At 70.3% G+C, this 26,609-nt stretch carries 18 protein-coding genes; 14 read left to right on the top strand and 4 right to left on the bottom strand.

Annotated elements, in window-relative coordinates:
- Nucleotides 1-8: 8 nt before the first annotated feature.
- A complete protein-coding gene (locus tag OG975_RS32240) occupies nucleotides 9-2,468 on the bottom strand; it encodes a hypothetical protein (protein ID WP_406332827.1) in 2,460 nt (819 codons plus the stop codon).
- A gap of 467 nt (nucleotides 2,469-2,935) precedes the next feature.
- Between OG975_RS32240 and OG975_RS32235 the strand changes: the two genes are divergently transcribed.
- Both OG975_RS32235 and OG975_RS32230 read left to right on the top strand, forming a co-directional pair.
- Nucleotides 2,936-3,529 (top strand): sulfatase-like hydrolase/transferase, encoded by a 594-nt coding sequence (locus OG975_RS32235; protein ID WP_406332826.1) that lies wholly within the window; start codon nucleotides 2,936-2,938, stop codon nucleotides 3,527-3,529.
- Nucleotides 3,526-4,356: a sulfatase-like hydrolase/transferase gene (locus OG975_RS32230; RefSeq protein ID WP_406336565.1), complete on the top strand. Its 831-nt coding sequence runs from the start codon at nucleotides 3,526-3,528 to the stop codon at nucleotides 4,354-4,356. Before OG975_RS32235 ends, OG975_RS32230 begins: the two co-directional genes overlap by 4 nt.
- 13 nt (nucleotides 4,357-4,369) lie before the next feature.
- Here the strand turns inward: OG975_RS32230 and OG975_RS32225 are convergent, their stop codons facing one another.
- Nucleotides 4,370-5,266, bottom strand: a complete 897-nt coding sequence (locus tag OG975_RS32225) for a rhomboid-like protein (protein WP_406332825.1) — start codon at nucleotides 5,264-5,266, stop codon at nucleotides 4,370-4,372.
- A gap of 169 nt (nucleotides 5,267-5,435) precedes the next feature.
- Nucleotides 5,436-6,113 (bottom strand): TetR/AcrR family transcriptional regulator, encoded by a 678-nt coding sequence (locus tag OG975_RS32220; protein WP_406332824.1) that lies wholly within the window; start codon nucleotides 6,111-6,113, stop codon nucleotides 5,436-5,438.
- 203 nt (nucleotides 6,114-6,316) lie between these two features.
- Here OG975_RS32220 and OG975_RS32215 point away from each other — a divergent pair, with 203 nt between their 5' ends.
- From OG975_RS32215 to glgX, 9 genes are all read left to right on the top strand, one after another.
- Entirely contained in the window at nucleotides 6,317-7,627 is a 1,311-nt protein-coding gene (locus OG975_RS32215) for an MFS transporter (protein ID WP_406332823.1), read from the top strand.
- 42 nt (nucleotides 7,628-7,669) lie between these two features.
- Nucleotides 7,670-9,415 carry a glycoside hydrolase family 3 protein gene (locus OG975_RS32210; RefSeq protein WP_406332822.1) on the top strand — a complete coding sequence of 582 codons (1,746 nt, stop codon included), beginning with the start codon at nucleotides 7,670-7,672 and terminating at the stop codon, nucleotides 9,413-9,415.
- A 61-nt stretch (nucleotides 9,416-9,476) separates the two neighbouring features.
- A complete protein-coding gene (locus tag OG975_RS32205; RefSeq protein ID WP_406336563.1) occupies nucleotides 9,477-10,154 on the top strand; it encodes a spermidine synthase in 678 nt (225 codons plus the stop codon).
- 113 nt (nucleotides 10,155-10,267) lie between these two features.
- On the top strand, nucleotides 10,268-11,005 hold the full coding sequence (locus tag OG975_RS32200) for a response regulator transcription factor (protein ID WP_054236710.1): 738 nt from the start codon (nucleotides 10,268-10,270) through the stop codon (nucleotides 11,003-11,005).
- A gap of 37 nt (nucleotides 11,006-11,042) precedes the next feature.
- Entirely contained in the window at nucleotides 11,043-12,143 is a 1,101-nt protein-coding gene (locus tag OG975_RS32195; protein ID WP_406332821.1) for an ATP-binding protein, read from the top strand.
- 292 nt (nucleotides 12,144-12,435) lie between these two features.
- Nucleotides 12,436-16,245, top strand: a complete 3,810-nt coding sequence (locus OG975_RS32190; protein ID WP_406332820.1) for a multifunctional oxoglutarate decarboxylase/oxoglutarate dehydrogenase thiamine pyrophosphate-binding subunit/dihydrolipoyllysine-residue succinyltransferase subunit — start codon at nucleotides 12,436-12,438, stop codon at nucleotides 16,243-16,245.
- Nucleotides 16,246-16,433: 188 nt separating this feature from the next.
- Nucleotides 16,434-17,774, top strand: a complete 1,341-nt coding sequence (locus tag OG975_RS32185; RefSeq protein ID WP_406332819.1) for a sugar phosphate nucleotidyltransferase — start codon at nucleotides 16,434-16,436, stop codon at nucleotides 17,772-17,774.
- 27 nt (nucleotides 17,775-17,801) lie between these two features.
- A complete protein-coding gene (locus OG975_RS32180) occupies nucleotides 17,802-18,320 on the top strand; it encodes an SDR family oxidoreductase (protein ID WP_406332818.1) in 519 nt (172 codons plus the stop codon).
- Between the two features lie 145 nt (nucleotides 18,321-18,465).
- On the top strand, nucleotides 18,466-20,598 hold the full coding sequence (glgX, locus tag OG975_RS32175) for a glycogen debranching protein GlgX (protein ID WP_406332817.1): 2,133 nt from the start codon (nucleotides 18,466-18,468) through the stop codon (nucleotides 20,596-20,598).
- Nucleotides 20,599-20,634: 36 nt separating this feature from the next.
- On the opposite strand, the gene OG975_RS32170 is transcribed toward glgX, so the two are convergent.
- Nucleotides 20,635-22,326, bottom strand: a complete 1,692-nt coding sequence (locus tag OG975_RS32170; protein ID WP_406332816.1) for an ABC transporter family substrate-binding protein — start codon at nucleotides 22,324-22,326, stop codon at nucleotides 20,635-20,637.
- 124 nt (nucleotides 22,327-22,450) lie between these two features.
- On the opposite strand from OG975_RS32170, the gene OG975_RS32165 reads away from it, so the two are divergent.
- Genes OG975_RS32165 through OG975_RS32155 form a run of 3 tightly spaced genes read left to right on the top strand, consistent with a single transcriptional unit; the run spans nucleotide 22,451 to nucleotide 26,591 of the window.
- On the top strand, nucleotides 22,451-23,434 hold the full coding sequence (locus tag OG975_RS32165) for an ABC transporter permease (protein ID WP_406332815.1): 984 nt from the start codon (nucleotides 22,451-22,453) through the stop codon (nucleotides 23,432-23,434).
- Nucleotides 23,434-24,279 carry an ABC transporter permease gene (locus tag OG975_RS32160; RefSeq protein ID WP_406332814.1) on the top strand — a complete coding sequence of 282 codons (846 nt, stop codon included), beginning with the start codon at nucleotides 23,434-23,436 and terminating at the stop codon, nucleotides 24,277-24,279. Before OG975_RS32165 ends, OG975_RS32160 begins: the two co-directional genes overlap by 1 nt.
- The gene (locus tag OG975_RS32155) at nucleotides 24,276-26,591 is read left to right on the top strand and encodes a dipeptide ABC transporter ATP-binding protein (RefSeq protein ID WP_406332813.1); all 2,316 of its coding nucleotides are present in this window, start codon (nucleotides 24,276-24,278) and stop codon (nucleotides 26,589-26,591) included. Before OG975_RS32160 ends, OG975_RS32155 begins: the two co-directional genes overlap by 4 nt.
- The last annotated feature ends 18 nt before the right edge of the window (nucleotides 26,592-26,609 follow it).

The following is a 26,609-nucleotide window of genomic DNA, read 5'->3' as shown; positions in this document are numbered from 1 at the left end:
GCCGCTCGTCAGCCCTTGCCGCTCGTCAAGATCTCGCACTGTGCGGCTGTCGTGGCTTCGCTGGGATCATTCGCCGTGGTGACACAGACGGCGATCGGCACGTGCTGCGGGTTCTGTGCGTCAGTGCCCTTCTGCCACTTCTCGAACGCGGTGATCCGTTCGTCGGTCATCTTGTAGGTGCATGTGGAGGACCGCGGGCCTTCGTCGCACCCGTACCAGACCGGTGTGTTGTCGTACTGTCGAGGCCCGCCGATCGCCAGGTCCGCGAACGGGTCGGGCCCGTCGATCGTGGCGGACAGCTTGACGCTGTCGCCCTTGGCCAGCTTGTACGGGCCACAGGAGGCGGCTACACCGGTGTCGTGGAAACACTTGCCCGGCGTGCCGGTCACGGTGATCCGCCAGTCGGTGAACAGCGCGACCTCAAGCGGATAGGTCTTGGCCTTCGCGCCCGCCGGGGCCTCGCCACCGCACGCGGCCCGCGCGGCTTCGTCCTTGGCGCTGCTGGTGGAGACGCACACCGTCTTGGCCCGGTCCGCGACGACGGTGCAGGAGGAGGCCGCCGCGCCCTCCTGACAGCCCCAGTAGAGGATCTTCGTGCCTTGCGGCAGCTCTCCCTCCGGGTCGACGGAGACGGGGCCCTTCTCACCCTTGGCCGCCTTGACGACCGTCGTGCAGTCGGTGCCGGAGGCTCCCCGCCGGCATCCCTGCTCCGCCTTTCCGGGCATGGTCACCTGCACGGCGGAGGTGACGACGTGCACCCGCAGCGGCACGGTGTCGCTGCCGTGGTGCAGCCCCAGTACGGTGCCCCCCGCGACCACGGCGGCCAGGCCGCCCCCGATGACGAGCTTGGCGCCCAGGCCCACCTTGGTGGCGGCAGCCTTGGTGCCGTGCGCGGCGGCGTGCTCGGGGGACGGGGCGTGGTGGGGGATGTCCGTCGGCAGGGAACCGGAGTCGCACAGGGTCCTGCCGTGCTCCGCGGCCTTGGCACCGCCGTCGTCGCCGAGCTCGCGCCAGAGAGCCACGGCCAGGGCGAGCGCCACGGCGGCCGTGCGTTTGCCGGTCACCAGGCGGCGGATGCCGTCCTCGTGGGTGAAGTAGGCCAGCAGCCGGCGGTCCCCCGCGCCCTCGGCAGCCGTCTTTCCGCGCTCCAGGATTCGTCCCCAGGCACCCATCCGCAACGAGCGCGCCGTGCCCGGGGCCGCGGCCTTGGCGAGCTGGGCGCCGACCCGTGGCTGCCCCGCCCTCGTGACCGCGTCGACGACCCCGGCGACCAGTTCGGCGTGGTCCGCGAGCTCGGCCGGGCCGCGTTCCGGGGCGATCACCCACCGCCGTAACCGCTCGGCGAGGGCGACCAGCGCCTCCGTACTCGGTCCGGACGCCTCGTCCGCACCGAGTGTCACGCCGGGCGCCGACCGGTATCCGTGCTCCGTCTCCAGGGCCAGTCCCGCGGCCACCAGCCCGTCGCAGACATCGCGGACGGCACCGATGCCGTCCCCGGCGGGAACGCCCCCGGCGGGAACAGCCGTGGACGCCTGGGTCACACCGGCCGCCGAGCCGCCCGGGGCTTCCGGGCCCTCCCGCACCAGCGTCGACAACAGGGCGGGGCCGGCACCTCCGCTCCCGGCCAGGGCCAGGACCCGCGCGACGGCGAGCTCCGGCTCGGTCAAGCGCTCGACGACCAGCGGCAGCAGCTCCGCGAGCTCGCCCGGACGGGGCAGTGGTCCGCCGGCCCGGTCCGCCGCGGCCGCCGCGTTGAGCAGGCGCAGCGGGGTGCCCTCCGTCAGCTGCCACAGTGTCCTGGCGGTCCGCAGCTCGGCCGTGTCCAGGTCGCGGTCCAGCGCGCGCTCCAGCAGTTCGACGCTGTCCGCCGGGCCCAGTCCGCGCAGCCGCTTCGCCGTACCCTCGCCCCACAGCGTGCGGTCCGTGCAGGCCACGAGGTACGTGGCGGCGGGCGCGGCATCCAGCAGTTCGCCCAGCTCCTCGGCCGGGCAGCTCAGGCCGTCCAACAGGAGACGCAACTCCAGCCCGGTCATCAGCTTCCGCAGTTCCGCCCGCCCCGGCCGGTATCCGGGCGCCTCGTAACACGCCTCGAACAGGTCCTGCAGTACGTCCCCGGACTCGCGGCCCGTGGCGTGCAGGTAGACCACCCGCCCGCCGTCCGCGGCCAGCCGGTGGGCCACGCGTCGCAGCAGCGTGCTCTTGCCGATGCCGGCCGCCCCGTAGAGCTGCACCGGGCCGCCCCCGGCCACGGCCCGGACGACATCGGCCGCCTCCTCCTCCCGCCCGATGATGTCCTCGGCAGGTCTGGGCAGCAGCGTCATGTCCTCCCGCGGAACGGGACGAGGCAGCTGTTCCCGCTGGATCAGAGTCACCGACGAGTGCGCACCCGAAAGCTGGATGAGGTGGTGTCCGACGGCTATCTGTCCCGCCACGTCCCGCCCGACCTCGATCCTTACCTCCTCGTCCACGGCCTCTCCGTCCCCTCGACCGGTGGCCGCCCGCATCGGGCGCCCGCTCGAACCAGACAGCCTTGCGGTCCCAGTCCGTGCGGGGCAGAGCGCATGGAAGCGCGCGTCGGCCACTCATTGCCCCGCACACCACCCACGCACGTCGCCGGAAGCGTTTGTTCCTGCCGGAGGGGCCACACCCGGCGGGCGTCCGGCCAGGGATCGCCATGGCTTCGCAGCGGCACTGCTACACGACCGCAACGGCATTCACAGGCAACGCCTGCAAACCGCAAGCGCATTCACAGCCAACGGGGACGGCAAGGCGGGGCGAACGGGAACATGGGGGACGATATGGGCGACGAGCAGCGGGGGCGGCCGGGACGGCGCGGGGTGATCGCCGGGGCCGGGGCCGTGGTGGCGGCGGGCGTCGGCGTGGCCGCGGTCCGGGCGGCGACGGGGGCGGCAGCGGGGCCGAGGGCGAGGCGCCGGTGACGCGCACCGTGGCGCCGGTCGTCAGCCGGGCCCCGGCATCACCGACACCAGCAGCGCCGAGGCGCACGCCGGCCCCCGGCAGCCCCAACATCCTCGTCGTGGTCACCGACGACCAGCCCAAGCAGACCGAGTGGGCGACCCCGCAGACCCTCGACTGGCTCGGCGAACACGGCGTGACCTTCGAGCGGGCGCACGCCAACACCCCGCTCTGCGCGCCGTCGCGGGCGTCGATCATGTCGGGCCGTTACGCCCACAACCACGGCGTCCTCGACACCCGCCACCCCGAGCGCCTCGACCAGAACACCACCGTGCAGCGGCAGTTGCACGAGGCCGGGTACCGCACGGGCCTGTTCGGGAAGTACCTCAACTACTGGCGTACGGGAGTGAATCCGCCGCACTTCGACGAGTGGCTGCTCCAGGAGCCGGTCCGGTACTACAACGGCCACTACAACGACAACGGAACCGTCCGGAACATCCCCGGCTACAACACCACCGTCATCAAGAACCAGACCCTCGCCTTCATGGAGCGGTCCGGGGCGACGAGCGCCCGTGGTTCGCGTATGTCGCCACGCGCGCGGCGCACGAGCTGAACATCCCGGAGAAGAAGTACGAGGGGGTCCAGGTCCCGGAGTGGGAGGGGCGGCCGTCCGTCTTCGAGGACGACAAGAGCGACAAGCCGCCGTTCCTGCGCGGTGGCGCGGCGCGGCACTCGCTCGCCGACGGACAGGCCCTGCGGGCGCGGCAGTTGCGCACCCTGCTGTCCGTCGACGACGCGATGCGGGACTTCCGCGACAAGCTGCGCGCGCTGGGGCAGCTCGACAACACCCTGGTTCTGTACACGAATGACCACGGCCTCCTCTGGGGCGACCACGGCTGGCTGCGCAAGTCGGTGCCGTACCGGCCGAGCCTGGAGGTGCCGTTGTACCTGTCCTGGCCGGCCGGCAAGCTCGGCACGGCCAGGACCGACGACCGGCTCGTCGGCCACATCGACATCGCGCCCACGCTGCTCGACGCGGCCGGGATCAAGCCGGACACCCCGCACGACGGGCACTCGCTGCTCGGCACGTTCGACCGTGATCATCTGCTCGCCGAGTGGTGGTGGAACCGCCAGGACAAGCAGCCGATCCACAGCTGGGCGACGTACATCGGCAAGACCGAGCAGTACACGGAGTACTACCGCCTCCGCCTCGACCGGAACGGCCGGCTGCCCGCCGGAGTCAACAGCGCCGGCTTGGACTCCGGTGGCATGAACTCCGGTGGTACGAACAGCGGCGAGGTCACCTTCCGCGAGTACTACGACCTGCGCGCCGACCCGTACCAGCTCACGAACCGGCTCCACGGGGCAACCGCCGTGCAGGAGCGGCGACTTGGCATCCCGGAGCTGGCCCGGCGCCTCACGGCGGCCCGGAGCGGCTGACCGGCGGGAGCGGTTACGGGGCCGTGGTTCCCAGGCAGGGCGCCGCCGTCCCGTGGTCGGCCTCCGGGACGGCCTCCCGGCCGGCGGTCCGCGACGTGCTGGAGGCACCGCGCGCCGCCCGCCAGCGCCGTACCAGCGGCCATGTCGAGATCCCGATGGCCAGAGACATCAGGTGCCCCCAGTCCGTCATCGGGTCCGCGAAGGTGAGCAGGTCACCGACGAGCATCGCGCCGAAGCCGGTCAGGACCGGCCAGCGCAGCCACGGCGACAGCAGTCCCGCGAGCGCGCCGATGCTCGCGGCGACACCGAAGCTGATGCCGTAGTCGAGGCGGTGCAAGGAGCTGTCGGGCAGATGGCCGGCCAGCACCGAGAGCCCGACCGGCACTTCGGTGGCCAGGGTCGCGACCACATGGCCGAGCAGGAAGACACCGGCCGTCCGCAGCCCGCCTATCCGCCGCTCCAGCGCGGTGAGGACGAGGAGGAACCCGATCGCGTACGGCGAGGTGATGCCGCCCGCGATCCACAGCGCACTCGCGATCAGCACCAGCACCGGGTTCTGTACGAGGTGGGCGACGTCCGTGCTGGATCCCTGGTGCAGCGCGTGCACGACGGAGGGGTCGGCGTGGTCGGCGATGACCGAGGTGACGACGAGGACAGCCGCGTACCCGAACGTGAAGGGGGTCCCGGTGGGGGTGGGGAACAGGCGCCAGGGGCGGACGGCACGGAGCCGGGCGCGGGCGCGCGGGGCGACGGGAACGCCGGTGATGTCCGGAGCCGGTGCCGTCGTCGCCCGTGGGAGGGACCCGGTGACGGAGCCGCCGCGCTGTCGCGGCACCCCGTCCAGCAGGGGCGCACCCGTCTCCGGGTCGGTGAGCGTGACGTCGGCCTGAACGGTGGTGCTCCGGTCCACGGTGAGGCGCTCCTTCCGTTGCACCCCACCCTTCGTGTCCCACGCGTCGCTGTCTATGACCGACGCCACGCACGGGGGTATTCATAGGAATTCCAGAGACAACCTCAGAAGGTCGTCAGACGTCCGCAGTTCGTCAGATGTCCGCGGTTCGTCAGGCGTCCACAGATCCTCAGACGTCCGCGGGAAGTCCCCGTCCGTCGGCGGTGATCGACCGCAGGAGCCGGTCGGCGTACGCGCGGAAGCGTCCGACCATGTCGAAGCCCTTCGGGTCGAGCACCCACTGGACCTGGAGGCCGTCCATGACGGCGGCGGTCTCCTGCGACACCGCCACGATGTCGGTGCCGGGCCTCAGTTCGCCGCTCTCGACGGCCTGCCGCAGCGGGTCGGACATGTGCTCGACGATGTCCGTGTACCGCTGGGTGAAGTACGCGTGCGCCGGGTGTCCGGGGTCGCCGGCCTCGGCGGCGAGGACGTTGAACATGCGTGTCCGGCCGAGCCGTGTGCTGTTGTACTCGGCGAGCCGGACCAGGCACGTGTAGCACTCGACGGCCGTGACGAACTCGTGGGAGAAGAACTTCTCCTTGTCGTTCTCGTCGGCGCGCGCGAGTACCTGCACGAGCAGGTCCTCCTTGCTGCGGAAGTGGTGCAGCAGCCCGCCCTGGGTGATGCCGACGTCCTTGGCGATGCGGGCCAGCGAGGAGGCGTGGAAGCCCCACTGGGCGAAGTGCTCCACGGCGGCGTCGAGGATCCGCGAGCGGCGCTCGTCGCCCACGGCGTACGTACCCCTGCCCGCGGACGCGGCCTTCCGCCCCGGTGACCTCTCGCTCGACCTCTCGTTCTGCGCCATGCCCGCCACCATAGCCCGCGTGCGGAACCCCTTTCCGGGAGCCGCGGACCGACGGTTACACGAGTAAACCAGGGCCCCTTTTCAAGCCATGTGCAGCGTGATTCTGGCCACGTGCACAAAACCTAGTACCTACTCGGTTTTGCTGTTTCCCTAGGGGCGCCGGTGCGGCAAGGAAGCCGCCCACGTCCCCATGGAGAGCCGCCATGGCCGTCACGCCAGACGCCTCGCTCGGTGCCCGCTCGCCCGAGCTCGCCGCGCAGGACACGCCTTCCCCCGAGGCCCCCGCGACCACGGAGAACGCCCCCGCCAAGCTCATCCTCACCCTCGCCTTCGCCCAGTTCGGCGCCTACCTCGCCGTCCTCACCCCGGTGATGGTCACCCTCGCTCTGCGGGTCAGCCAGATCGTCCCGGAGGACGACCGCGGCTCCGCCCTCGGCCAGGTGCTGTCCGTCGGAGCACTGCTCGCGATGCTCGGCAACCCGGTCTTCGGCGCCCTCTCCGACCGCACCACCAGCCGCTTCGGCCGCCGCCGCCCCTGGCTGATCGGCGGCATGGCCGTCGGCGTCGCCGGCCTCATGGTCGTCGCCCTGGGCGGCAACGTGCCGGTACTGATGCTCGGCTGGGCCCTCGCCCAGCTCGGCATCAACGCCACCCTGGCCGCGCTGACCTCCTGCGTCCCGGACCTGATCCCGCCCCAGCAGCAGGCCCGCGTCTCCGGAGTCATCGGCGTCACGACCTCCCTGTCGATGATCGGGGGCTCGGTGCTGGCCCAGGTGTTCAGCGGCTCGATGGCACTCGCCTTCCTGGTGCCCGGCGTCATCGGCCTGGGCGCGGTCGCCCTGCTCGCCGTGACGATGCCGGACCGCCCGGCCCGGACGGATGCCTTCCAGCCGTACAGCGTCAAGGAGTTCGCCCGCAGCTTCTGGGTCAACCCGCGCAGGCACCCCGACTTCGCGTGGAACTTCGCCGGCCGCTTCCTGGTCTTCACGGGCGCCGCCTGCGTCACCAGCTACCAGGTGTACTTCCTGATGGACCGCCTCGGCTACGACGACGACCAGGTCACCCAGAAGGTCCTCGTCGGCACCCTCGTCATGGTCGTCACCACCGTCGTGGGCTCGCTCCTCGGCGGCCAGCTCTCCGACCGCTCCGGCCGCCGCAAGCCGTACGTCCTGGGCTCCTCGCTGATCATGGCGCTCAGCCTGGCGATGATCGCCTCCGCACAGGGCTTCGGGATGTACGTCGCCGCGCTGGCCGTCTTCGGCGCCGGCCAGGGCCTCTACCTCTCCGTGGACATGGCGCTCGCCGCCGCGGTCCTCCCCAACCCCGAGGAGTCCGCCAAGGACATGGGCGTCCTGAACATCGGCAACGCCCTCCCCCAGTCCCTCGTCCCCATGGTCGCCCCCGCCTTCCTCGCGATCGGCGGCGGCGGCAACTACGGCGCGCTGTTCCTCTTCGGCGCGGTCGCCGCCGTGCTGGGCGCCCTCGCCGTCCAGTTCGTCCGCTCCGTCAAGTAGCCCCCCGTATAGCCCTCGTACGAAGGAAGCCAGGAACCCGGGATGACCACGCCCACCTACCGCGATCCGCACCGCCCCGTCGACGAACGCGTCGAGGACCTCCTCGCCCGCATGACGCTGGAGGAGAAGGCGGGCCAGCTCTTCCACACGATGCTCAGCATGGGCCCCGGCGGAACCCTCGCCGAGGAGGGCGTGTTCCTCCAGTGCGGCACCACCGAGCTGGTCGCCGAGCGGCAGTTGACCCACTTCAACCTGATCGGCCAGGGCAGCGCCCGCGAGATGGCCATGTGGGTCAACCGCGTCCAGGGGCTCGCCGCGAGCACCCGGCTCGGCATCCCGCTCACCCTCTCCACCGACCCGCGCCACGCGTTCACCGAAAACCCGGGCGCCTCTTTCCTGGCCGGGGATTTCTCGGCGTGGCCCGAGCCGCTGGGTCTGGCCGCGATCGGGGACGCGAAGCTGGTGGAGCGGTTCGCGGACACGGTCCGCCGCGAGTACCTGGCGGTCGGTTTCCGGGTCGCGCTGCACCCGCAGATCGACCTGGCGACGGAGCCTCGCTGGTCACGGCAGTCGGGCACGTTCGGTTCCAGCGCTGATCTCTCAGGCGAGTTGGTACGGGCGTACATCCGCGGCCTCCAAGGCCCGAAGCTCGGCCCGGAGTCCGTCGCCGCCATGGTCAAGCACTTCCCGGGCGGCGGCCCGCAGAAGGACGGCGAGGACCCGCACTTCCCGCACGGCAAGGAGCAGGTCTACCCGGGCGGCCTGCGCGACTACCACCTGGAACCCTTCAAGGCCGCGATCGAGGCCGGCTGTTCGCAGATGATGCCGTACTACGGCCAGCCCGTCGGCACCGACTGGGAGGAGGTCGGCTTCGGCTTCAACAAGGACGTCCTGACCGGCCTGCTGCGCGAGCGCCTCGGCTTCGAGGGGATCGTCTGCACCGACTGGGGCCTGCTCAACGACGCCGAGATCCTCGGCGAACCGGCCGCCGCCCGCGCCTGGGGCGTCGAACACCTGAGCGTCGCCGAGCGCGCGGCGAAGGCGCTGGACGCGGGCACCGACCAGTTCGGCGGCGAGCAGTGCCCGGAGCTGATCGTGGACCTGGTCCGCTCCGGCCGTGTCTCCGAGGAACGGATCGACGCGTCCGTACGGCGGCTGCTGCGCGAGAAGTTCGTCCTCGGGCTCTTCGAGAACCCGTACGTCGACGTGGACAAGGCCGAGGAGATCGTCGGCGCGAGTGAATTCACCGCCCTTGGCGAGGCCGCCCAGCGCCGCTCCCTCACCGTCCTGACCAACCGCGCCCTGCTGCCGCTGACCGGCCGCCCGAACCTCTACGTCCAGGGCGTGAGCGAGCAGACGGCGGCGGCGTACGGCAATGTCGTCGCCGACCCGGCCGAAGCGGACGTGGCCGTACTGCGGTTGGGCACCCCCTACGAGCAACGGCCCGGCACCTTCGAGTCGTTCTTCCACGCGGGTTCGCTCGCCTTCCCCGAGGAGGAGTTGAAGGAGATCCTGCGGCTGCTCGACACGACGCCCACGCTGGTGTGCGTCAACCTGGAGCGGCCCGCCGTCCTCCCCGAGATCGCGGCGAAGGCGGCCGCCCTGGTCGCCGACTACGGCGCGAGCGACGCGGCCCTTCTCGACGTCGCCTTCGGACGGGTGCGGGCCGAGGGGCGCCTGCCGTTCGAACTGCCGTGCTCCATGGCGGCGGTGGAGGCCTCCCGGCCGGACGTGCCCAACGACACGGTGGATCCGGTGTTCCCCTGCGGGCACGGGATCGAGCTCTGAAGTCGAGGTAAGTCGAAGTAATTCGGGTGCCCGTCCTGGCGAAACTGCCAGGATGGGGGCCATGACTGCCTCGTACGACATTCCTGTAGTCATCGATCGCCGGCAGGGCCCGTACGGCGAGGTCGTGCTGCGGCGCCACGGCGCGCTGTTGCAGATCATCGCCAACGGCTGCTTCCTGATGGACACCTCCGACGGCCGCTCGGAGCGGCTGCTCGTCGACGCCGCGTACGACGCGCTGGACGGGCGCGCGGCGCCGAGCGTGCTGATCGGGGGGCTCGGTGTCGGGTTCTCACTCGTGCACGCCGCCGCGGACCCCCGGTGGGGGCGCATCACGGTGGTCGAGCGCGAACAGGCCGTCATCGACTGGCATCGCGGCGGGCCCCTCGCCGAGCTCTCCGCGGGCGCCCTCGCCGATCCGCGCACGGAGATCGTCGAAGCCGATCTGGTCGCGTACGTCAATGAGACTTGCGACACGTACGACGCGCTGTGTCTCGACATCGACAACGGGCCCGGCTGGACGGTCACCGAGGGCAATCAGGGCCTGTACTCGAAGGCCGGACTGGCAAGCTGCGCAAGGGCGTTGAGGCCCGGCGGGGTACTCGCGGTGTGGTCCGCACAGCCCTCTCCGGAATTTGAAGGAACCTTGCGGAATGCCGGGTTCCAGGGGGTGCGTACCGAAGAGATCCCGGTTGCCCGGGGCGTTCCGGACGTCGTACACCTCGCAGTCAGACCTGGATAGCCGAGGCACGGTGACTGCCCGTACCCTGCTTCCCTGACGCGGATCATTCAAGCGTCAAGCGCAGTCATGGGATCACCCCACGGATTCCGGAAAGCACACCTCAGGGGCGGGCGATGGAGCAGACACACACCTCCCACAACGGCACGGCGGCGACGCCTGGCGCTCAGCGGCGGGTACTGGTGGTCGAGGACGACCCGACAATCGTCGACGCCATCGCGGCCCGCCTGCGCGCCGAGGGATTCCTGGTGCAAACCGCGGGCGACGGCCCGGCCGCCGTCGACACCGCCGAGGCCTGGCAGCCCGATCTGCTGATCCTCGACATCATGCTGCCCGGCTTCGACGGCCTGGAGGTCTGCCGCCGCGTGCAGGCCCAGCGCCCGGTGCCGGTGCTGATGCTCACCGCGCGCGACGACGAGACCGACATGCTGGTCGGGCTCGGCGTCGGCGCCGACGACTACATGACCAAGCCGTTCTCGATGCGTGAGCTGGCCGCCCGCGTGCACGTCCTGCTGCGCCGGGTGGAGCGTGCCGTCGTGGCCGCCTCGACGCCGCGCAGCGGGATCCTGCGGCTCGGCGAGCTGGAGATCGACCACGCACAGCGCCGGGTGCGGGTGCGGAGCGAGGACGTGCACCTCACTCCCACCGAGTTCGACCTGCTGGTCTGCCTCGCGAACACCCCGCGTGCCGTACTCTCGCGCGAACAGCTGCTCGCCGAGGTGTGGGACTGGGCGGACGCCTCCGGTACCCGGACCGTGGACAGCCACATCAAGGCGCTGCGCCGGAAGATCGGCGCCGAGCGGATCCGCACGGTCCACGGCGTGGGCTATGCGCTGGAGACCCCGACTCCCTGAGCCGGGCCTTCGTCGGGACTCTGAGGGGGCTGATGTGATGAGCGGGTTCGGGTCACGCAAGAGCGACAACCCCTGGGGCGGCGTACGCCCCTTCTCGATCAAGACGAAGCTCGGCTTCCTGGTCGTCGTCTCGGTCTTCATCACCACCGGTCTGCTGATGATCGCGGTGCGCACCGAGACGGAGCTCCGCTTCATCACGGTCTTCTCGATGATCGCCACACTGCTGATAACGCAGTTCGTGGCCCATTCGCTCACCGCCCCGCTGGACGAGATGAACGCGGTGGCCCGGTCCATCTCGCACGGCGACTACACGCGCCGGGTGAGCGACAGCCGCCGCGACGAGCTGGGCGACCTGGCCGAGACGATCAACCTCATGGCCGACGAGCTGGAGGCCCAGGACCGTCAGCGCAAGGAGCTCGTGGCGAATGTCTCGCACGAGCTGCGCACCCCCATCGCGGGACTGCGCGCGGTCCTGGAGAACGTCGTGGACGGTGTCTCCGCCGCCGACCCCGAGACGATGCGTACGGCCCTGAAGCAGACGGAGCGGCTCGGACGGCTCGTGGAGACCCTCCTCGACCTGTCCAGGCTCGACAACGGCGTCGTACCGCTGCGCAAGCGGCGTTTCGAGGTCTGGCCCTATCTCTCCGGCGTGCTCAAGGAGGCCAACATGGTCGCCTCCGCGCGCGCGGGCATCGCCTCGGGCTCCGGCAGCCACACCCGCACCGACGTCCATCTGCACCTCGACGTGTCCCCGCCCGAGCTGACGGCGCTCGCGGACCCGGAGCGGATCCACCAGGTCGTCGCCAATCTCATCGACAACGCGGTCAAGCACAGCCCGCCGCACGGCCGGGTGACGGTGAAGGCACGGCGGGGCGCCTACCCGGAGTCGCTGGCCCTGGAGGTCCTGGACGAGGGGCCCGGCATTCCGAAGTCGGAGTGGCACCGGGTCTTCGAGCGGTTCAACCGGGGCGGGGTGCCCTCGCCGCACGGTCCGGGCAGCGACGGCGGTACGGGGCTGGGCCTGGCCATCGCGCGCTGGGCGGTCGATCTGCACGGCGGCCGGATCGGTGTGGCCGAATCCCAGCGGGGTTGCCGGATCCAGGTCATCCTTCCGGGGCTTCCTTCTCTGCCAAGTTGACGTAAAGTTCGGACCGGAGCCACAAGATCCACCGGTGTCGCCACTGGCGGACACGTGTGATCAGGCTCCCATCAGGCAGTGGGCCGCGTGAATCGTGCCGCGACCCCGGATCGACGTACCCATTCCGATGCGGAACCACGCTTGTTTCCCGCCATTTCCACAGCCGAAACACGGTTTCCGATGTGACTTACGCGACGTTGGACGGGCCCGGCCTGACCTTCTCGGCCAGGGAGGCGTAGCCTTTATTCCCGCTGTCCATCACCTTGTGAAGCGGAAGAGGGCGGTTGCCGCCGTGTCGCCACAGTCCCCCAGTAACTCGAGCATCTCGACCGACACCGACCAAGCCGGGAAGAATCCCACGGCTGCGTTCGGCGCCAATGAGTGGCTCGTCGACGAGATCTATCAGCAGTACCTCCAGGACCCGAATTCGGTAGACCGCGCCTGGTGGGACTTCTTCGCCGATTACAAGCCCGGGGCGGCTGCCGCCCCGGCTCCGGCGGGTACTGCGGCCGCGGGGGCCGCAGGGACCACCCCGGCGGCTCCGGCCGCGCCTGCCGCTCCGGCCGCCCCTGTGGCGCCCGTGGCACCCGTGGCTCCCCCGGCTCCGGTTCAGGCCGCTCCTGTGGCCGCAGCGCCGGCTCCTGTGGCCCCGAAGCCCGTCGCCGCCCCGGCTCCCGCGAAGGCCGCTCCGGCCGCCGCCAAGCCGCAGGCCGCGCCCGCGACCCAGGCCCCGGCCGGTCCCGAGTTCGTGACGCTGCGCGGCCCCGCCGCTGCGGTCGCGAAGAACATGAACGCCTCGATCGAGGTGCCGACGGCCACGTCCGTCCGCGCGGTCCCGGTGAAGCTGCTCTTCGACAACCGCATCGTCATCAACAACCACCTGAAGCGCGCCCGGGGCGGGAAGATCTCCTTCACCCACCTCATCGGCTACGCGATGGTGCAGGCCATCAAGGCCATGCCGTCGATGAACTACTCCTTCCAGGAGAAGGACGGCAAGCCGACCCTGGTCAAGCCGGAGCACGTCAACTTCGGCCTCGCCATCGACCTGGTGAAGCCCAACGGCGACCGCCAGCTGGTCGTCGCGGGCATCAAGAAGGCCGAGACGCTGAACTTCTTCGAGTTCTGGCAGGCCTACGAGGACATCGTCCGCCGCGCCCGTGACGGCAAGCTGACGATGGACGACTTCACCGGTGTCACGGTCTCCCTGACCAACCCCGGCGGCCTCGGCACCGTCCACTCGGTCCCGCGCCTGATGCCCGGCCAGTCGGTCATCATGGGCGTCGGGTCCATGGACTACCCGGCGGAGTTCCAGGGCACCTCCCAGGACACCCTGAACAAGCTCGGCATCTCGAAGGTCATGACGCTCACGTCGACCTACGACCACCGGGTGATCCAGGGCGCCGCCTCCGGCGAGTTCCTGCGCATCGTCGCGAACCTGCTGCTCGGCGAGGGCGGTTTCTTCGACGAGATCTTCGAGTCGCTGCGGATTCCGTACGAGCCGGTCCGCTGGCTCAAGGACATCGACGCCAGCCACGACGACGACGTCACGAAGGCCGCCCGGGTCTTCGAGCTGATCCACTCCTACCGGGTCCGCGGCCACGTCATGGCCGACACCGACCCGCTGGAGTACCGCCAGCGCAAGCACCCCGACCTGGACATCACCGAGCACGGGCTCACCCTGTGGGACCTGGAGCGCGAGTTCGCGGTCGGCGGTTTCGCGGGCAAGTCCCTGATGAAGCTGCGCGACATCCTCGGTGTGCTGCGCGACTCGTACTGCCGCACCACCGGCGTCGAGTTCATGCACATCCAGGACCCGAAGCAGCGCAAGTGGATCCAGGACCGGATCGAGCGCTCGCACTCCAAGCCGGAGCGCGAGGAGCAGCTGCGCATCCTGCGCCGGCTGAACGCGGCGGAGGCCTTCGAAACCTTCCTGCAGACGAAGTACGTCGGCCAGAAGCGCTTCAGCCTGGAGGGCGGCGAGTCCGTCATCCCGCTCCTTGACGCGGTCATCGACAGCGCGGCGGAATCCCGTCTCGACGAGGTCGTCATCGGCATGGCCCACCGCGGCCGGCTGAACGTCCTCGCCAACATCGTCGGCAAGTCGTACGCGCAGATCTTCCGCGAGTTCGAGGGCAACCTCGACCCGAAGTCGATGCACGGCTCCGGCGACGTGAAGTACCACCTGGGCGCCACCGGCACCTTCACCGGTCTGGACGGCGAGCAGATCAAGGTCTCGCTGGCCGCCAACCCGTCCCACCTGGAGACGGTCGACCCGGTCATCGAGGGCATCACCCGCGCCAAGCAGGACATCATCAACAAGGGCGGCACGGACTTCACCGTCCTGCCGGTCGCCCTGCACGGTGACGCGGCCTTCGCGGGCCAGGGTGTGGTCGCCGAGACGCTCAACATGTCGCAGCTGCGCGGCTACCGCACGGGCGGCACGGTCCACATCGTCATCAACAACCAGGTCGGCTTCACCGCCGCCCCGGAGTCGTCGCGCTCGTCCATGTACGCCACCGACGTGGCCCGCATGATCGAGGCGCCGATCTTCCACGTGAACGGCGACGACCCCGAGGCCGTCGTCCGCGTCGCGCGCCTGGCCTTCGAGTTCCGCCAGGCGTTCAACAAGGACGTCGTGATCGACCTCATCTGCTACCGCCGTCGCGGTCACAACGAGTCGGACAACCCGGCGTTCACGCAGCCGCTGATGTACGACCTGATCGACAAGAAGCGCTCGGTGCGCAAGCTCTACACCGAGTCCCTGATCGGTCGCGGCGACATCACCCTGGAAGAGGCCGAGCAGGCGCTGCAGGACTTCCAGGGCCAGCTGGAGAAGGTCTTCACCGAGGTCCGCGAGGCCGTCTCGGCGCCGGCCGAGGCACCCGTCCTCGACACCCAGCCGGAGTTCCCGGTCGCCGTGCCGACCGCGGTCTCCCAGGAGGTCGTGAAGCGGATCGCCGAGTCCCAGGTCAACATCCCCGACCACGTCACCGTGCACCCGCGGCTGCTGCCGCAGCTCCAGCGCCGGGCGTCGATGATCGAGGACGACACGATCGACTGGGGCATGGGCGAGACCCTCGCCATCGGCTCGCTGCTGCTTGAGGGCACCCCGGTCCGGCTGTCGGGCCAGGACTCCCGCCGCGGCACCTTCGGCCAGCGCCACGCGGTGCTGATCGACCGGGTCACGGGCGAGGACTACACCCCGCTCCAGTACCTCTCCGACGAGCAGGCCCGCCTGAACGTCTACGACTCGCTGCTCTCCGAGTACGCGGTCATGGGCTTCGAGTACGGCTACTCGCTCGCCCGCCCCGAGTCCCTCGTGATGTGGGAGGCGCAGTTCGGCGACTTCGTCAACGGCGCGCAGACGGTCGTCGACGAGTACATCTCGGCCGCCGAGCAGAAGTGGGGCCAGACGTCCGGCGTCACCCTGCTCCTGCCGCACGGCTACGAGGGCCAGGGCCCGGACCACTCCTCGGCCCGTATCGAGCGCTTCCTCCAGCTGTGCGCGCAGAACAACATGACGGTCGCCCAGCCGACGCTCCCGTCGAACTACTTCCACCTCCTGCGGTGGCAGGTGCACAACCCGCACCACAAGCCGCTGGTGGTCTTCACCCCGAAGTCGATGCTGCGCCTCAAGGCCGCCGCGTCGAAGACGGAGGAGTTCACCACGGGCGCCTTCCGCCCCGTCATCGGCGACGACTCGGTCGACGCCGCGGCGGTCCGCAAGGTCGTCTTCTGCGCCGGCAAGCTGTACTACGACCTTGAGGCCGAGCGGAAGAAGCGCGGTGTCACGGACACGGCCATCATCCGCATCGAGCGCCTGTACCCCCTCGCGGGTGCGGAGCTCCAGGCGGAGATCGCCAAGTACCCGAACGCCGAGAAGTACCTGTGGGCCCAGGAGGAGCCGGCGAACCAGGGCGCGTGGCCCTTCATCGCCCTCAACCTGATCGACCACCTGGACCTGGCGGTCGGCGCCGACATCCCGCACGGCGAGCGCCTGCGCCGCATCTCCCGCCCGGCCGGCTCGTCCCCCGCCGTGGGTTCCGCGAAGCGGCACCAGGCGGAGCAGGAGCAGCTGGTGCGTGAGGTGTTCGAAGCCTGACGGGCTGTCTGTACAGAGTCTGACGGGTTGTACGTACGAAGGGCCCGGCGCCGAGTCATCAGGACTCGGGGCCGGGCCCTTCGGCGTATCCGGAGGCAACCCGCCTTATTTACAGTTAACTTGACTGAACATGACTGCGGCTGTTGAAATTGACCTGTCGGGAAGTCGGTCGAGAAGACAGGACAGCGATGGGGGACGACAGCACAGTCGGCATCATCCTGGCCGGCGGCCGGGGGGAACGGGCGAAGCCCATCACCCTGCAGTCCGCCGACTACATCCGCAGCAAGGCACTCATCCCGTTCGCCGGCAGACCCCTCATCGAGTGGATCGTCGAGACCTGCCGTGACCAGGGCATTCGCTGTTTCTACGTGGTGGCCCAGGGAGCGGAGAACCGCAGCCAGATCAAGCTCGTGCTGGGCCACGGCGAGCGGTACGGCGTCGAGATCGACTACTCACGGGCCCGCTTCGACCAGTACAACGTGGGGTCAGGAGCCGCCACGCTGCACAACCTCGAACAGTGGAACCTCACGGGGTCCGCACTTGTCATGCCGGTTGACTCGCTGTTCGACTTCTCGCTCGACGAGCTGCGCGCCACCCATGAAACGGCCGACGCGGTGGTCACGGTGGCCGCCGTCTCCCGCTCACCCGAGGAGATCGCGGGGAAGTACGGGGTCATGCGGACCACGGCGAACGGGCTGGTGTCCGGCTTCCTGGAGAAGCCCCAACTCACCCGTATCCACGAGGAGTTCCCCCGCACCGGGCCCGCGCGAAGGCCGCACACCCTGCCCACCAACGCCGGGATGTATCTGATCGACTGCGCGCGGCTGCGGCTCGCCGCCCGCACCCCCGAGCTGATCCGCCTCGCCCAGCAGCGCCTGGACTGGGGCCACGATCTGCTGCCCTGGCTGGTCGGGCACGATCAGCGGGTGGCGGTCGGACCCATCGCGCGCCTGGGCGACCTGGGCAGCATCGGCGACTATCTCGGCACGCTCGGGGAGGCCCTGAACGGCCTGTATCCGTACGTGAACCGCGCGCTGGGCGATCCGCTCAGCGCCGATCCGCGGTACTGGATCCACGAGACGAGCCTGCGGACCAAGGACAGCGCGACCGGCACGACCCTCGCCCAGAAGATCGCCGAGGGCAGCGTCGTCCTCGGCCCCGGGGTACGCATCGGCCGCCATGCGGAGATCGGCACCGACGTCCACCTCCGGTACACGGACATCGGCGACGGCGTCGATGTCGCCGAGGGCGCGCGGCTCGACCGGACCGTCGTCGGAGACGGCGCCGTCATCGGCCCGTACGCGCGCATCAGCGACTCGTACGTCGGCCCGATGGCCCAGGTGCAGTCGGACCGCCGCACACCGGTCCGGCTCGAACAGCACACGGCCGTCGGTGACGGCGCGTACCTGTGGCCGGGGACCCGGCTCTCCGGGGTCAGCGTCTATCCGCGGCTGCGTGTGCCCGCCCTGTCCAAGGTGCCCACCGGAACACAACTCACCAGCTCGGACGACATCTTGCAGTGGATATGAAGCCCCGTCACTCGTCAGGAGAGTTCCGTGAAGAGTCCGATCGCCGTCATCGGCGGCACCGGCGGAGTCGGCCGGCTCGTCACGCGCAAGCTGATGGCGCGGGGCGAGACCGTCCGCGTCATCGGCCGCGCCACCCTGCGCGCCCGACGCCATCTGCCGCCCCTCGCCCAGTTCTTCCTGGGTGATGTGCGCGAGCCCGAGACCCTGCGCACCCCGCTGCACGGCTGTGGGGCGGTCGTCTGCGTCATGGAGCCGGGCACCCCGGAATCCGGGGTGGTCAACACGCTCGACACGCTGCTGAGGGGTGCCGTGTCCGGCGGTCCGCGGTTCGTTCTCGTCAGCCGGCCGGACAGCCCGGCGCACACCCAGGAGCGGCTGACCGGACGTCATCCGGCCGACGAGGACGCCGTACGCGCCTCGGGGCTGCCCTACACCGTCGTACGCCCCGGCCTGCGCACCGAACACGACGTCGCCGAGGCCTGCGTCCAGGCACTGTTCGGCGGGCCCGGCACACGGCAGCCCGCGCCGGACCGCGCCCTCGCCTGAGGGCGGGCGAGCAGACGACCGGACGGACCAGAGACCAGAGAGACCGAAGAGACCAGAGGGACCGGCGCCACCGATCATCCGCACATCAGCGAGGCAAATGACCGGGGATGACACTGCATTCCCGTCATGAGACCGGGGAGAGACCATGACCGAGGCGCCGGACATCACCGCAGGACGCCCGCAGCCGCTGGGCAGCACCGTGGACGCGGACGGCGTCAACTTCTCCGTCTTCTCCGAGCACGCGACACGTGTCGACCTGCTGCTCTTCGACCACTGCGACGACCCCGAGCCCTCCCGGACCGTCCAGCTGCACGCGGAGACCCACCGCAGCTTCCACTTCTGGCACTGCCACGTCAGGGGCGTCGGCGCCGGACAGGTCTACGCGTACCGCATGGACGGGCCACGTGACACGAGCAAGTCGGGCACCCGCTTCGACCACCGCAAGGTCCTGCTCGACCCGTACGCCCGCGCCAACATCAACAGCCGCTGGGAGCGTACGTACGCCATCGGTCTGGAGGACAACGTCGCGCACTCCATGCGCAGTCTGGTCGTCGACCTCGACGACTACGACTGGGAGGGCGACCGGCCGCTGCGGCTCCCGATGGCGGACACCGTCCTGTACGAGCTGCATGTGCGCGGCATGACCGCGTCGCCCACCGCGCGGGTGGCGAGCCCCGGCACGTTCTCCGGCGTCGTCGAGAAGATCCCGTACCTCAAGGAACTCGGTATCACCGCGGTCGAGTTACTGCCCGTCTTCGACTTCGACGAGACGCAGATCCTGCGTACCGGGCCGGACGGCAGCAAGCTGCCCAACTACTGGGGCTACGACCCGTACGGCTTCTTCGCCCCGCACACCGGCTACTGCACCTCGCCCCATCTGAACACGCACATCAGCGAGTTCAGGGACATGGTGAAGGCCTTCCACCAGGCGGGCATCGAAGTCATCCTCGACGTCGTCTTCAACCACACGAGCGAGGGCAACGAGTTCGGCCCGACGATCAGCTTCCGCGGCCAGGCCAACGAGGCGTACTACCACCTTTGGCCGCAGGACCGCAGTCACTACATGGACTTCACGGGCTGCGGCAACGCGGTCAACGCCAACCATCCCTTCGTGGCCAAGTTCATCGTCGAGTCCCTGGAGTACTGGGTCACCGAGCACCACGTCGACGGCTTCCGCTTCGACCTCGCCTCGGAGCTCTCCCGCGGCGACAAGGGGTACGAGATGGCCGTGCCGCCCGTCCTGTGGGCGATCGAGCTGTCCAAGGTGCTCGCCGAGACGAAGATCATCGCGGAGCCCTGGGACGGCGGCGGGCTGTACCAGGTGGGCCGCTTCCCCGGGAAGCGCTGGGCGCAGTGGAACGGCCCGTTCCGGGACGACGTACGCCGGTTCGTACGCGGTGACGCCGGGCTCGTCGGGGAGATCGCCAAGCGGCTCGGCGGCTCGGAGGACCTCTTCGGGCCGCAGAACGAACTGCCCACCAACAGCATCAACTTCATCACCTGCCACGACGGCTTCACCCTCAACGACCTGGTGTCGTACGAGCACAAGCACAACTACGCCAACGGCGAGGCCGAGGCCGACGGCGCCAATGAGAACTTCAGCTGGAACTGCGGAGTCGAGGGCCCCAGCGAGGAGCACGACATCGAACGGCTCCGGGTGCGGCAGATCAAGAACCTCATGTCCGTGCTGCTGCTGAGCCGCGGTGTGCCGATGCTGCTGGCCGGCGACGAGTTCCGCAACAGCCAGGGCGGCAACAACAACGCGTACTGCCAGGACAACCCGACGTCCTGGCTGGACTGGGACCAGGCGGAGAAGGAACAGGAGACCAAGGACTTCACCCGCCGCCTCATCCAGCTGCGCGGGCGCTACCGCACCTTCCGCGAACCGCGGTTCTTCAACGGGCACCTCAACACACGGGGGCTGCCCGACGTCACCTGGCACGGCACCCGGCTGGAGCAGCCCGGCTGGGAGGACACCAACGCCCGTGTCCTGGCCTGCACGCTCGGCGGGTTCGAGGACGATCCCGATCTGCATCTGATCCTGAACATGTACCACCTGGGGCTGGACTTCGAGCTGCCCCGGATCCGTGGCCACCGCTGGCACCGCGTCCTGGACACGGCGCAACGGGGACCGCACGACATCCTGCCCGCCGGCAAGGAGAAGCCGGTCGACGGCCACGCGCTGCACGCGCACGGCCGCAGCGTGGTCCTTCTCGCCGCCCTGCCGGAGAAGCCTGAGAAGGACGGCAAGGCCGACAGGAAGGACAGCTCCCGGTGACCGAGGAGGGCGAGGGAGGTGTCGGCCGCCGGAGGTCTACCGTTCCCAGCCGACCTTGGCGAAGTCGATGTCGCCGAGGCCCGGAACCCCGTAGTTGGCGAGGCCCTTGCGCACCGCCATCACCTGGGGGCGCTGATAGAGCTCGACGTCGTGCCCGAGCCGCCAGATCTCGGCGTCGGCCTGGTTGTAGAGCTCGGTGGCACGGGTGCGGTCGAGGGTTCCGGCGGCCTTCTTGAGCAGGCCGTCCAGCTTGGCGTCCGAGACCCGGCCGTAGTTCAGGAAGGCCTGCTCGCCCTTCGGCTGCTGGTAGATCGACACCGTCGACCCGGGATAGGTGAGTCCGGTGAAGCGGAACATCACCATGTCGAAGTTGCCTTTGAACACGTACTTCGAGGCGTAGTCGTTGGCCGGCACCTTGATGATGTCCACGGCGATGCCGGCCTGGGCGAGCATCGTCTGGATGAGCTGCGCGAGGTCCAGGCCCAGGCGGTTGGTCGCGGTGCCCAGCACGAACCTCAGCCGCAACTCCTTGCCGTCCTTGACCCGCGGCTTGCCGTCGCCCTGGCTCTTCCAGCCCGCCCGGTCCAGCAGGCGCCGCGCCTCGTCGAGGTCGTACGTCCCCCACGGCGAGGAGTGGTCGACGTACCCGGGCTGGTTGGTCATGAAGATGTGGTTGCCGAGCAGCGGGACGCCGACGGGCAGCCCCTCGGCGGCGACCTGCGCCAACGCCTCGCGTTTCACCGCCCGTTGGACCGCGTGCCGGACGTCGATGTCCGCCAGGGGACCGGCCACGCCATTGAGGGAGACATGGACCTCGTCCCAGGCGGAACCGGTCCTGATCTCGCTGTTCTTGGCGCCCTTCAGCTTCGCGTAGTCCTCCGTCGTCGCCGCGTTGACCGCGTCGATCTCGCCGTTGAGGTACGCCTGCTGGGCGGCGTCGGGCAGCAGCGTACGGAAGATCACCTTGTCGAGGCGCGGTGGGGTGCCCCACCATCCCGGGTCCGGCACGGCGGTGACGGTCTGCGCCGTGCGGTCGATCGACTCGATCTTGAAGGGGCCCGCGGTGACGGGGACCCGGTTGATCCAGCCCTTGTTGAACTGGTCCGGAGTCGCGGTGGCCGAGGCCGGGAGGAGCGGGGTGAACAGCCGCTGCCAGTCGGCGTACGGGGTGCTGAAGACGACCTTCACCTCGTGCGCGTCCGCGCCCTGGCGTACGTCCTTGATCCGGTCGTATCCGGACGGGTCCGCGATGCCGAACCGGTCGTCGCCGCGTCCGAGCGCCTGCCACTGCGCCGCGAAGTCCCTTACGGAGAGCGGCTTTCCGTCCGACCAGTGCGCCTTCGGGTTCAGATGGTAGGTGACGGTCTGCGGGGAGGTGGAGGTGAGTTCGGCCGAGGTGACGTAGTCCGGGTCGGCCTGCGGGACACCCTTCGCGTCCAGCCGGAAGAGGACGGGTTCCACCAGGCTGTCGATCTGCTCGACCTGGTCGACGGCGCCGTCGGTCTGGTTGAAGTTGTACTGCGTGGCCCACTGCGGGTTCGCGAGGGTGAGGGTGCCGCCCTGCTTCAGCTGGTTCACGGGGCGGGAGTTGATGTCCTGGGAGCCGTACTCGACGGCCTTCGTGGGGGTTCCCCCGTCCGGGTGTGCGCCGCCGGACGACGTACATCCGGAGACCAGCGCCAGCATCACGAGACCGGACGCGACCCAGGACCGCCGCAAACGCGCCACACCAGCTCCCTGATTGACAGAGCGTCAACTATCCGAACTGATCTCCGATTTACGTGCCGAGACCATAGCATTGGCGTGCGTCACGCCGATGAACCGACGACCTTCCTGAGCCATGAGGAGTCACATGGTCAGGCGCCTGTCCCAGCGTCTCATCCACTGCGCGATCCTGCTGCTGGTCTCCACCCTTCTCTCGTACCTCGTCAGTTCCACCGCCCTCAGCCCGCGCGCCTATTTCCAGGACCGCCAGCCGCGCCCGCCCGCGGCCTCCGTCGACCGTGAACTCGCCACGCTGGGACTCGACGACCGCACGCCCGTCGTCGACCGGTTCGCGCACTGGTCCTGGCGGGCCCTCCACGGCGACCTGGGACGCACCATCGACGGCGAGTCGGTCAACGCCGAGTTCGGCCGGCGGGTGGGGGTCTCGGCACGGCTGCTGCTCGTCGGCACACTCGTCGGCACCGGTCTCGGCGTCCTCGCGGGGATCTGGGCCGCCGTGCGCCGGGGCCGGCTCCCGGACCGGGCGCTGACCGTCTTCTGCTTCCTCGTCCTGTCCGTGCCCACCTTCGTGCTGGCGCTGCTCTGCAAGGACGGCGCCCTCCAGCTCAACCAGGCGGTGGGACACACAGTGATCCGCTACACCGGCGAGCGCACCCCCGGCCACACCGGCGGACTGCTGTCCCAACTCCAGGACAGGGCCTCCCACTTGGTGCTCCCCGCGACCACCGTCGCCCTCGGTTCCGTCGCCTCCTACAGCCGCTACCAGCGCGGCGCGACCCTCGACGTCCTCGGCTCCGACCATCTGCGGACGGCCCAGGCCAAGGGGCTCACCCCCGGGCGCGCGCTGCTGCGGCACGGACTGCGGACCTCGCTCATCCCGATGACCACGTTCTTCTCGTTCGGGTTCCTGACCCTGTTCACCGGCTCGGTCTTCGCCGAGCAGATCTTCGGCTGGCCCGGCATGGGCAGCTGGTTCATGGACGCGGCGCAGAAGGGCGACGTCAACTCGGTGGTGGCGGTCAACCTGTTCGCCGCCGTGACGGTGCTGCTCGCCGGCCTGGTCGCCGATCTCCTGCTCGTCGTGCTCGACCCGAGGGTGCGGCGCGGGTGATGCCGGGGCTGCGCGGGCTGGCCCGCTCACCGCGCGCCCTCACCGGGGCGGTGCTGATCCTGGCCCTCTTCCTGCTGGCCTTCGTCGGCCCGCACCTCACCCCGTGGAGCCACACCGACGTCGACTACACCGCACTGCGCGGCGCACCGGGCGCCCGGCACTGGTTCGGCACCAACCGGATCGGCCAGGACGTCTTCGCGCAGACGGTGCGCGGGCTGCAGAAGTCGCTGCTCATCGGGCTCTTCGTCGCCCTGTTCAGTACGGGACTCGCCGCCGCGGTCGGCACCTGCGCGGGCTACTTCGGCGGCTGGACGGACCGGGTCCTGATGTTCCTGGTCGACCTGCTTCTCGTACTCCCCGGCTTCCTGGTCCTGGTCGTCGTCGCGCCGTCGCTGCGCGGGGCGGGCTGGATGGCGTACGTGGGACTGCTCGCCGCGCTCGGCTGGATGCTCACCGCGCGGGCGGTGCGGGCCATGACGCTCTCCCTCAAGGAACGTCCGTACGTCACCGCCGCCCGACACATGGGAGTCGGCCCCTTCCTGATCATCCGGCGCCATCTCCTCCCCCACATGGCGTCGTTCCTCATCACCCACGCCACGATCGCGGTGGCCGGCGCGGTGATCAGCGAGACCGGTCTGTCGTACTTCGGCTTCGGGGTGCAGCCGCCGGACGTGTCCCTGGGCACGCTCATCGCCGACAGTACGGATGTGGCGCTCACCTATCCCTGGATGTTCTTCTTCCCGACCGGGCTGCTGCTCTGCTTCGTCCTCGCCGTGAACCTGGTCGGCGAGGCGCTGCGCGACGCGCTCGACCCGGCGGCCGTCCGGGCGGAGCTGCGCGTATGACCGGGAGCGCGATCCTCGAAGTACGGGACCTGCACGTGTCGTTCCAGGGCGGCCGGCGGACCGCGCCCCTCCCCGTCGTACGCGGCGTGGACCTCACCCTGCGCGCCGGCGAGGTCCTCGGGCTCGTCGGGGAGTCGGGAGCGGGCAAGTCCGTCACCGCACTCTCCGTGCTCGGGCTGCCGCCGCCCGGCGCGGTGGTCAGCGGCTCGGTCCGGCTGCTCGGCACCGAGCTGGTGGGGCTGCCGGTGCGGGAACTCGCGCGGCAGCGCGGGCGCCGGATCGCCATGGTCTTCCAGGATCCGCTCACCGCCTTCACGCCGGTCCGGCGGATCGGGGACCAGATCGGCGAGGCGCTGCGCATCCACCAACGGCCGCGCCCGGGACGCGAGTCGGCACGCCGGCACGCCGTCGAACTCCTGGAGAGCGTGGGGGTGCCCGAGCCGGACCGCGCCGCGCGCGCGTACCCGCACGAACTCTCCGGCGGCCTGCGCCAACGGGCCATGATCGCCATGGCCATCGCCAACCGCCCGGACGTCATCGTCGCCGACGAGCCCACCAGCGCCCTCGACGTCACCGTGCAGGCGCAGGTCCTCGACGCGCTCAAAAAGGCCCGCAAGGCGACCGGCGCCGCGCTCCTCCTGGTCAGCCACGACCTGGGGGTGATCGCGGGAACGGCCGACCGGGTCGCGGTCATGTACGCCGGCCGCATCGTCGAGTCGGCCCCGGTGGACGAGCTCTTCGCCCACCCCCGGATGCCGTACACCCTGGGCCTGATCGGTTCGGTGCCGAGACTCGACGGCGCCGGCACACTCACACCGGTCCCCGGCACCCCGCCCGCCCCCGGCAGGACGGGCCCGGGCTGCTCCTTCGCACCGCGCTGCCCACTGGCGGACGAGGAGTGCGAGCGGGGGGAGCCCCGGTTGGTCGAGCTGGGTGGGTCATCCGCGCCCCGAAAGGCTCCAGCCTCAGCCCCGGCGCCCGTACCCACGCCGACGCCGACGCCGACGCCGACGAGCGTAAGCAGTCGCCCCACAAGCAGGTTCCTGCCCCAACTCCCCTCCCCCCAGGCCCATTTGGCCGCCTGCCTCCACTCCGACGCCCTCGCGAAGTACACCGCGGCCGAGTTGTTCCCCGCGTCCGCGCAAGCCGGCCGGCCCGGGCGTACGGCGGTCGGGGCGGAGCCGGTCCTGCGCATCACGGGTCTCGCCAAGAGCTATCCGCTGCCCCGCCGGTCGGCCGTACGGCCGCGAGGGCGGCGCTCCGCGGACGGCGACGCGCCGCACGCCGTCGAGCGGGTTGATCTCGACATCCGGAAGGGCGAGACGGTCGGGCTGGTCGGGGAGTCGGGGGCCGGCAAGTCCACACTCCTGGCGCAGGTGATCGCGCTCGCGGCGCCCGAGGCGGGCCGGATCGAGGTACTCGGCCACGACACGGCCGCGCTGGGCCGGGCCGAGGTCCGGAGGCTGCGCGGTCGCGTGCAGCTCGTACTGCAGGACCCCATGGCCAGCCTGGATCCGCGGATGACGGTGGGCGCCATCATCGCCGAACCGCTCCAGGCCCAGCGGGCCACCAAGGAGCACATCGACGCGCGTATACCGGAGCTGCTCCGCCAGGTGGGGCTCGACCCCGCCGCCGCCCGACGTCATCCGCACGCTTTCTCCGGCGGCCAGCGGCAGCGCATCGCCATCGCCCGTGCGCTGGCCGTCGAGCCGGACCTGCTGCTCCTGGACGAGCCGGTCTCCGCGCTCGACGTCTCCGTGCAGGCCGGGATCCTCGACCTGCTGCGCCGCCTCAAGCGGGAGCTCGGCCCGGCCTGCCTCTTCGTCTCGCACGATCTCGCGGTGGTCCGGCAGATCGCCGACCGGATGGTGGTGATGTACGGCGGCCGCACGGTCGAGTCGGGGGACGTCACAGAGGTCTTCAGCAGGCCCCGGCACCCTTACACCAAGGCGCTGCTGTCGGCGGTGCCGCTGCCCGACCCCCGCGCGGAACGCACCCGCGAGCGGATCATCCTGCCCGGGGATCCGCCGGGCGCGGGCCGCAGCACCACCGGCTGCGGATTCCGTACGCGCTGCCCGGTGTACCAGGCGTCGGGCCCGCGGGCGCGTGAGCTGTGCGAGCAGGAGACGCCCGAGCCGCTCGGCGCGACCGCGTCCAACCCGCATGTGGCGGCGTGCCACTTCCCGTACGAGGACGACGAAGTGCCCCTCCGACGCCCGCGGGCTTCGAAGGGGCACTCCCTGTTCTCCGACCGGTTCACCGATCCGTCCAGCAATCAGTCCTGCGGCCGGTCCCACGACCCGGAGTCCTGATCCCGGGGTTCACCCTAG

Source organism: Streptomyces sp. NBC_00203 (assembly GCF_045206325.1).
Classification (GTDB): domain Bacteria; phylum Actinomycetota; class Actinomycetes; order Streptomycetales; family Streptomycetaceae; genus Streptomyces; species Streptomyces lutosisoli.
The sequence above is the reverse complement of the archived record's forward strand: the minus strand, read 5'-3'. Positions and strand labels throughout refer to the sequence as shown.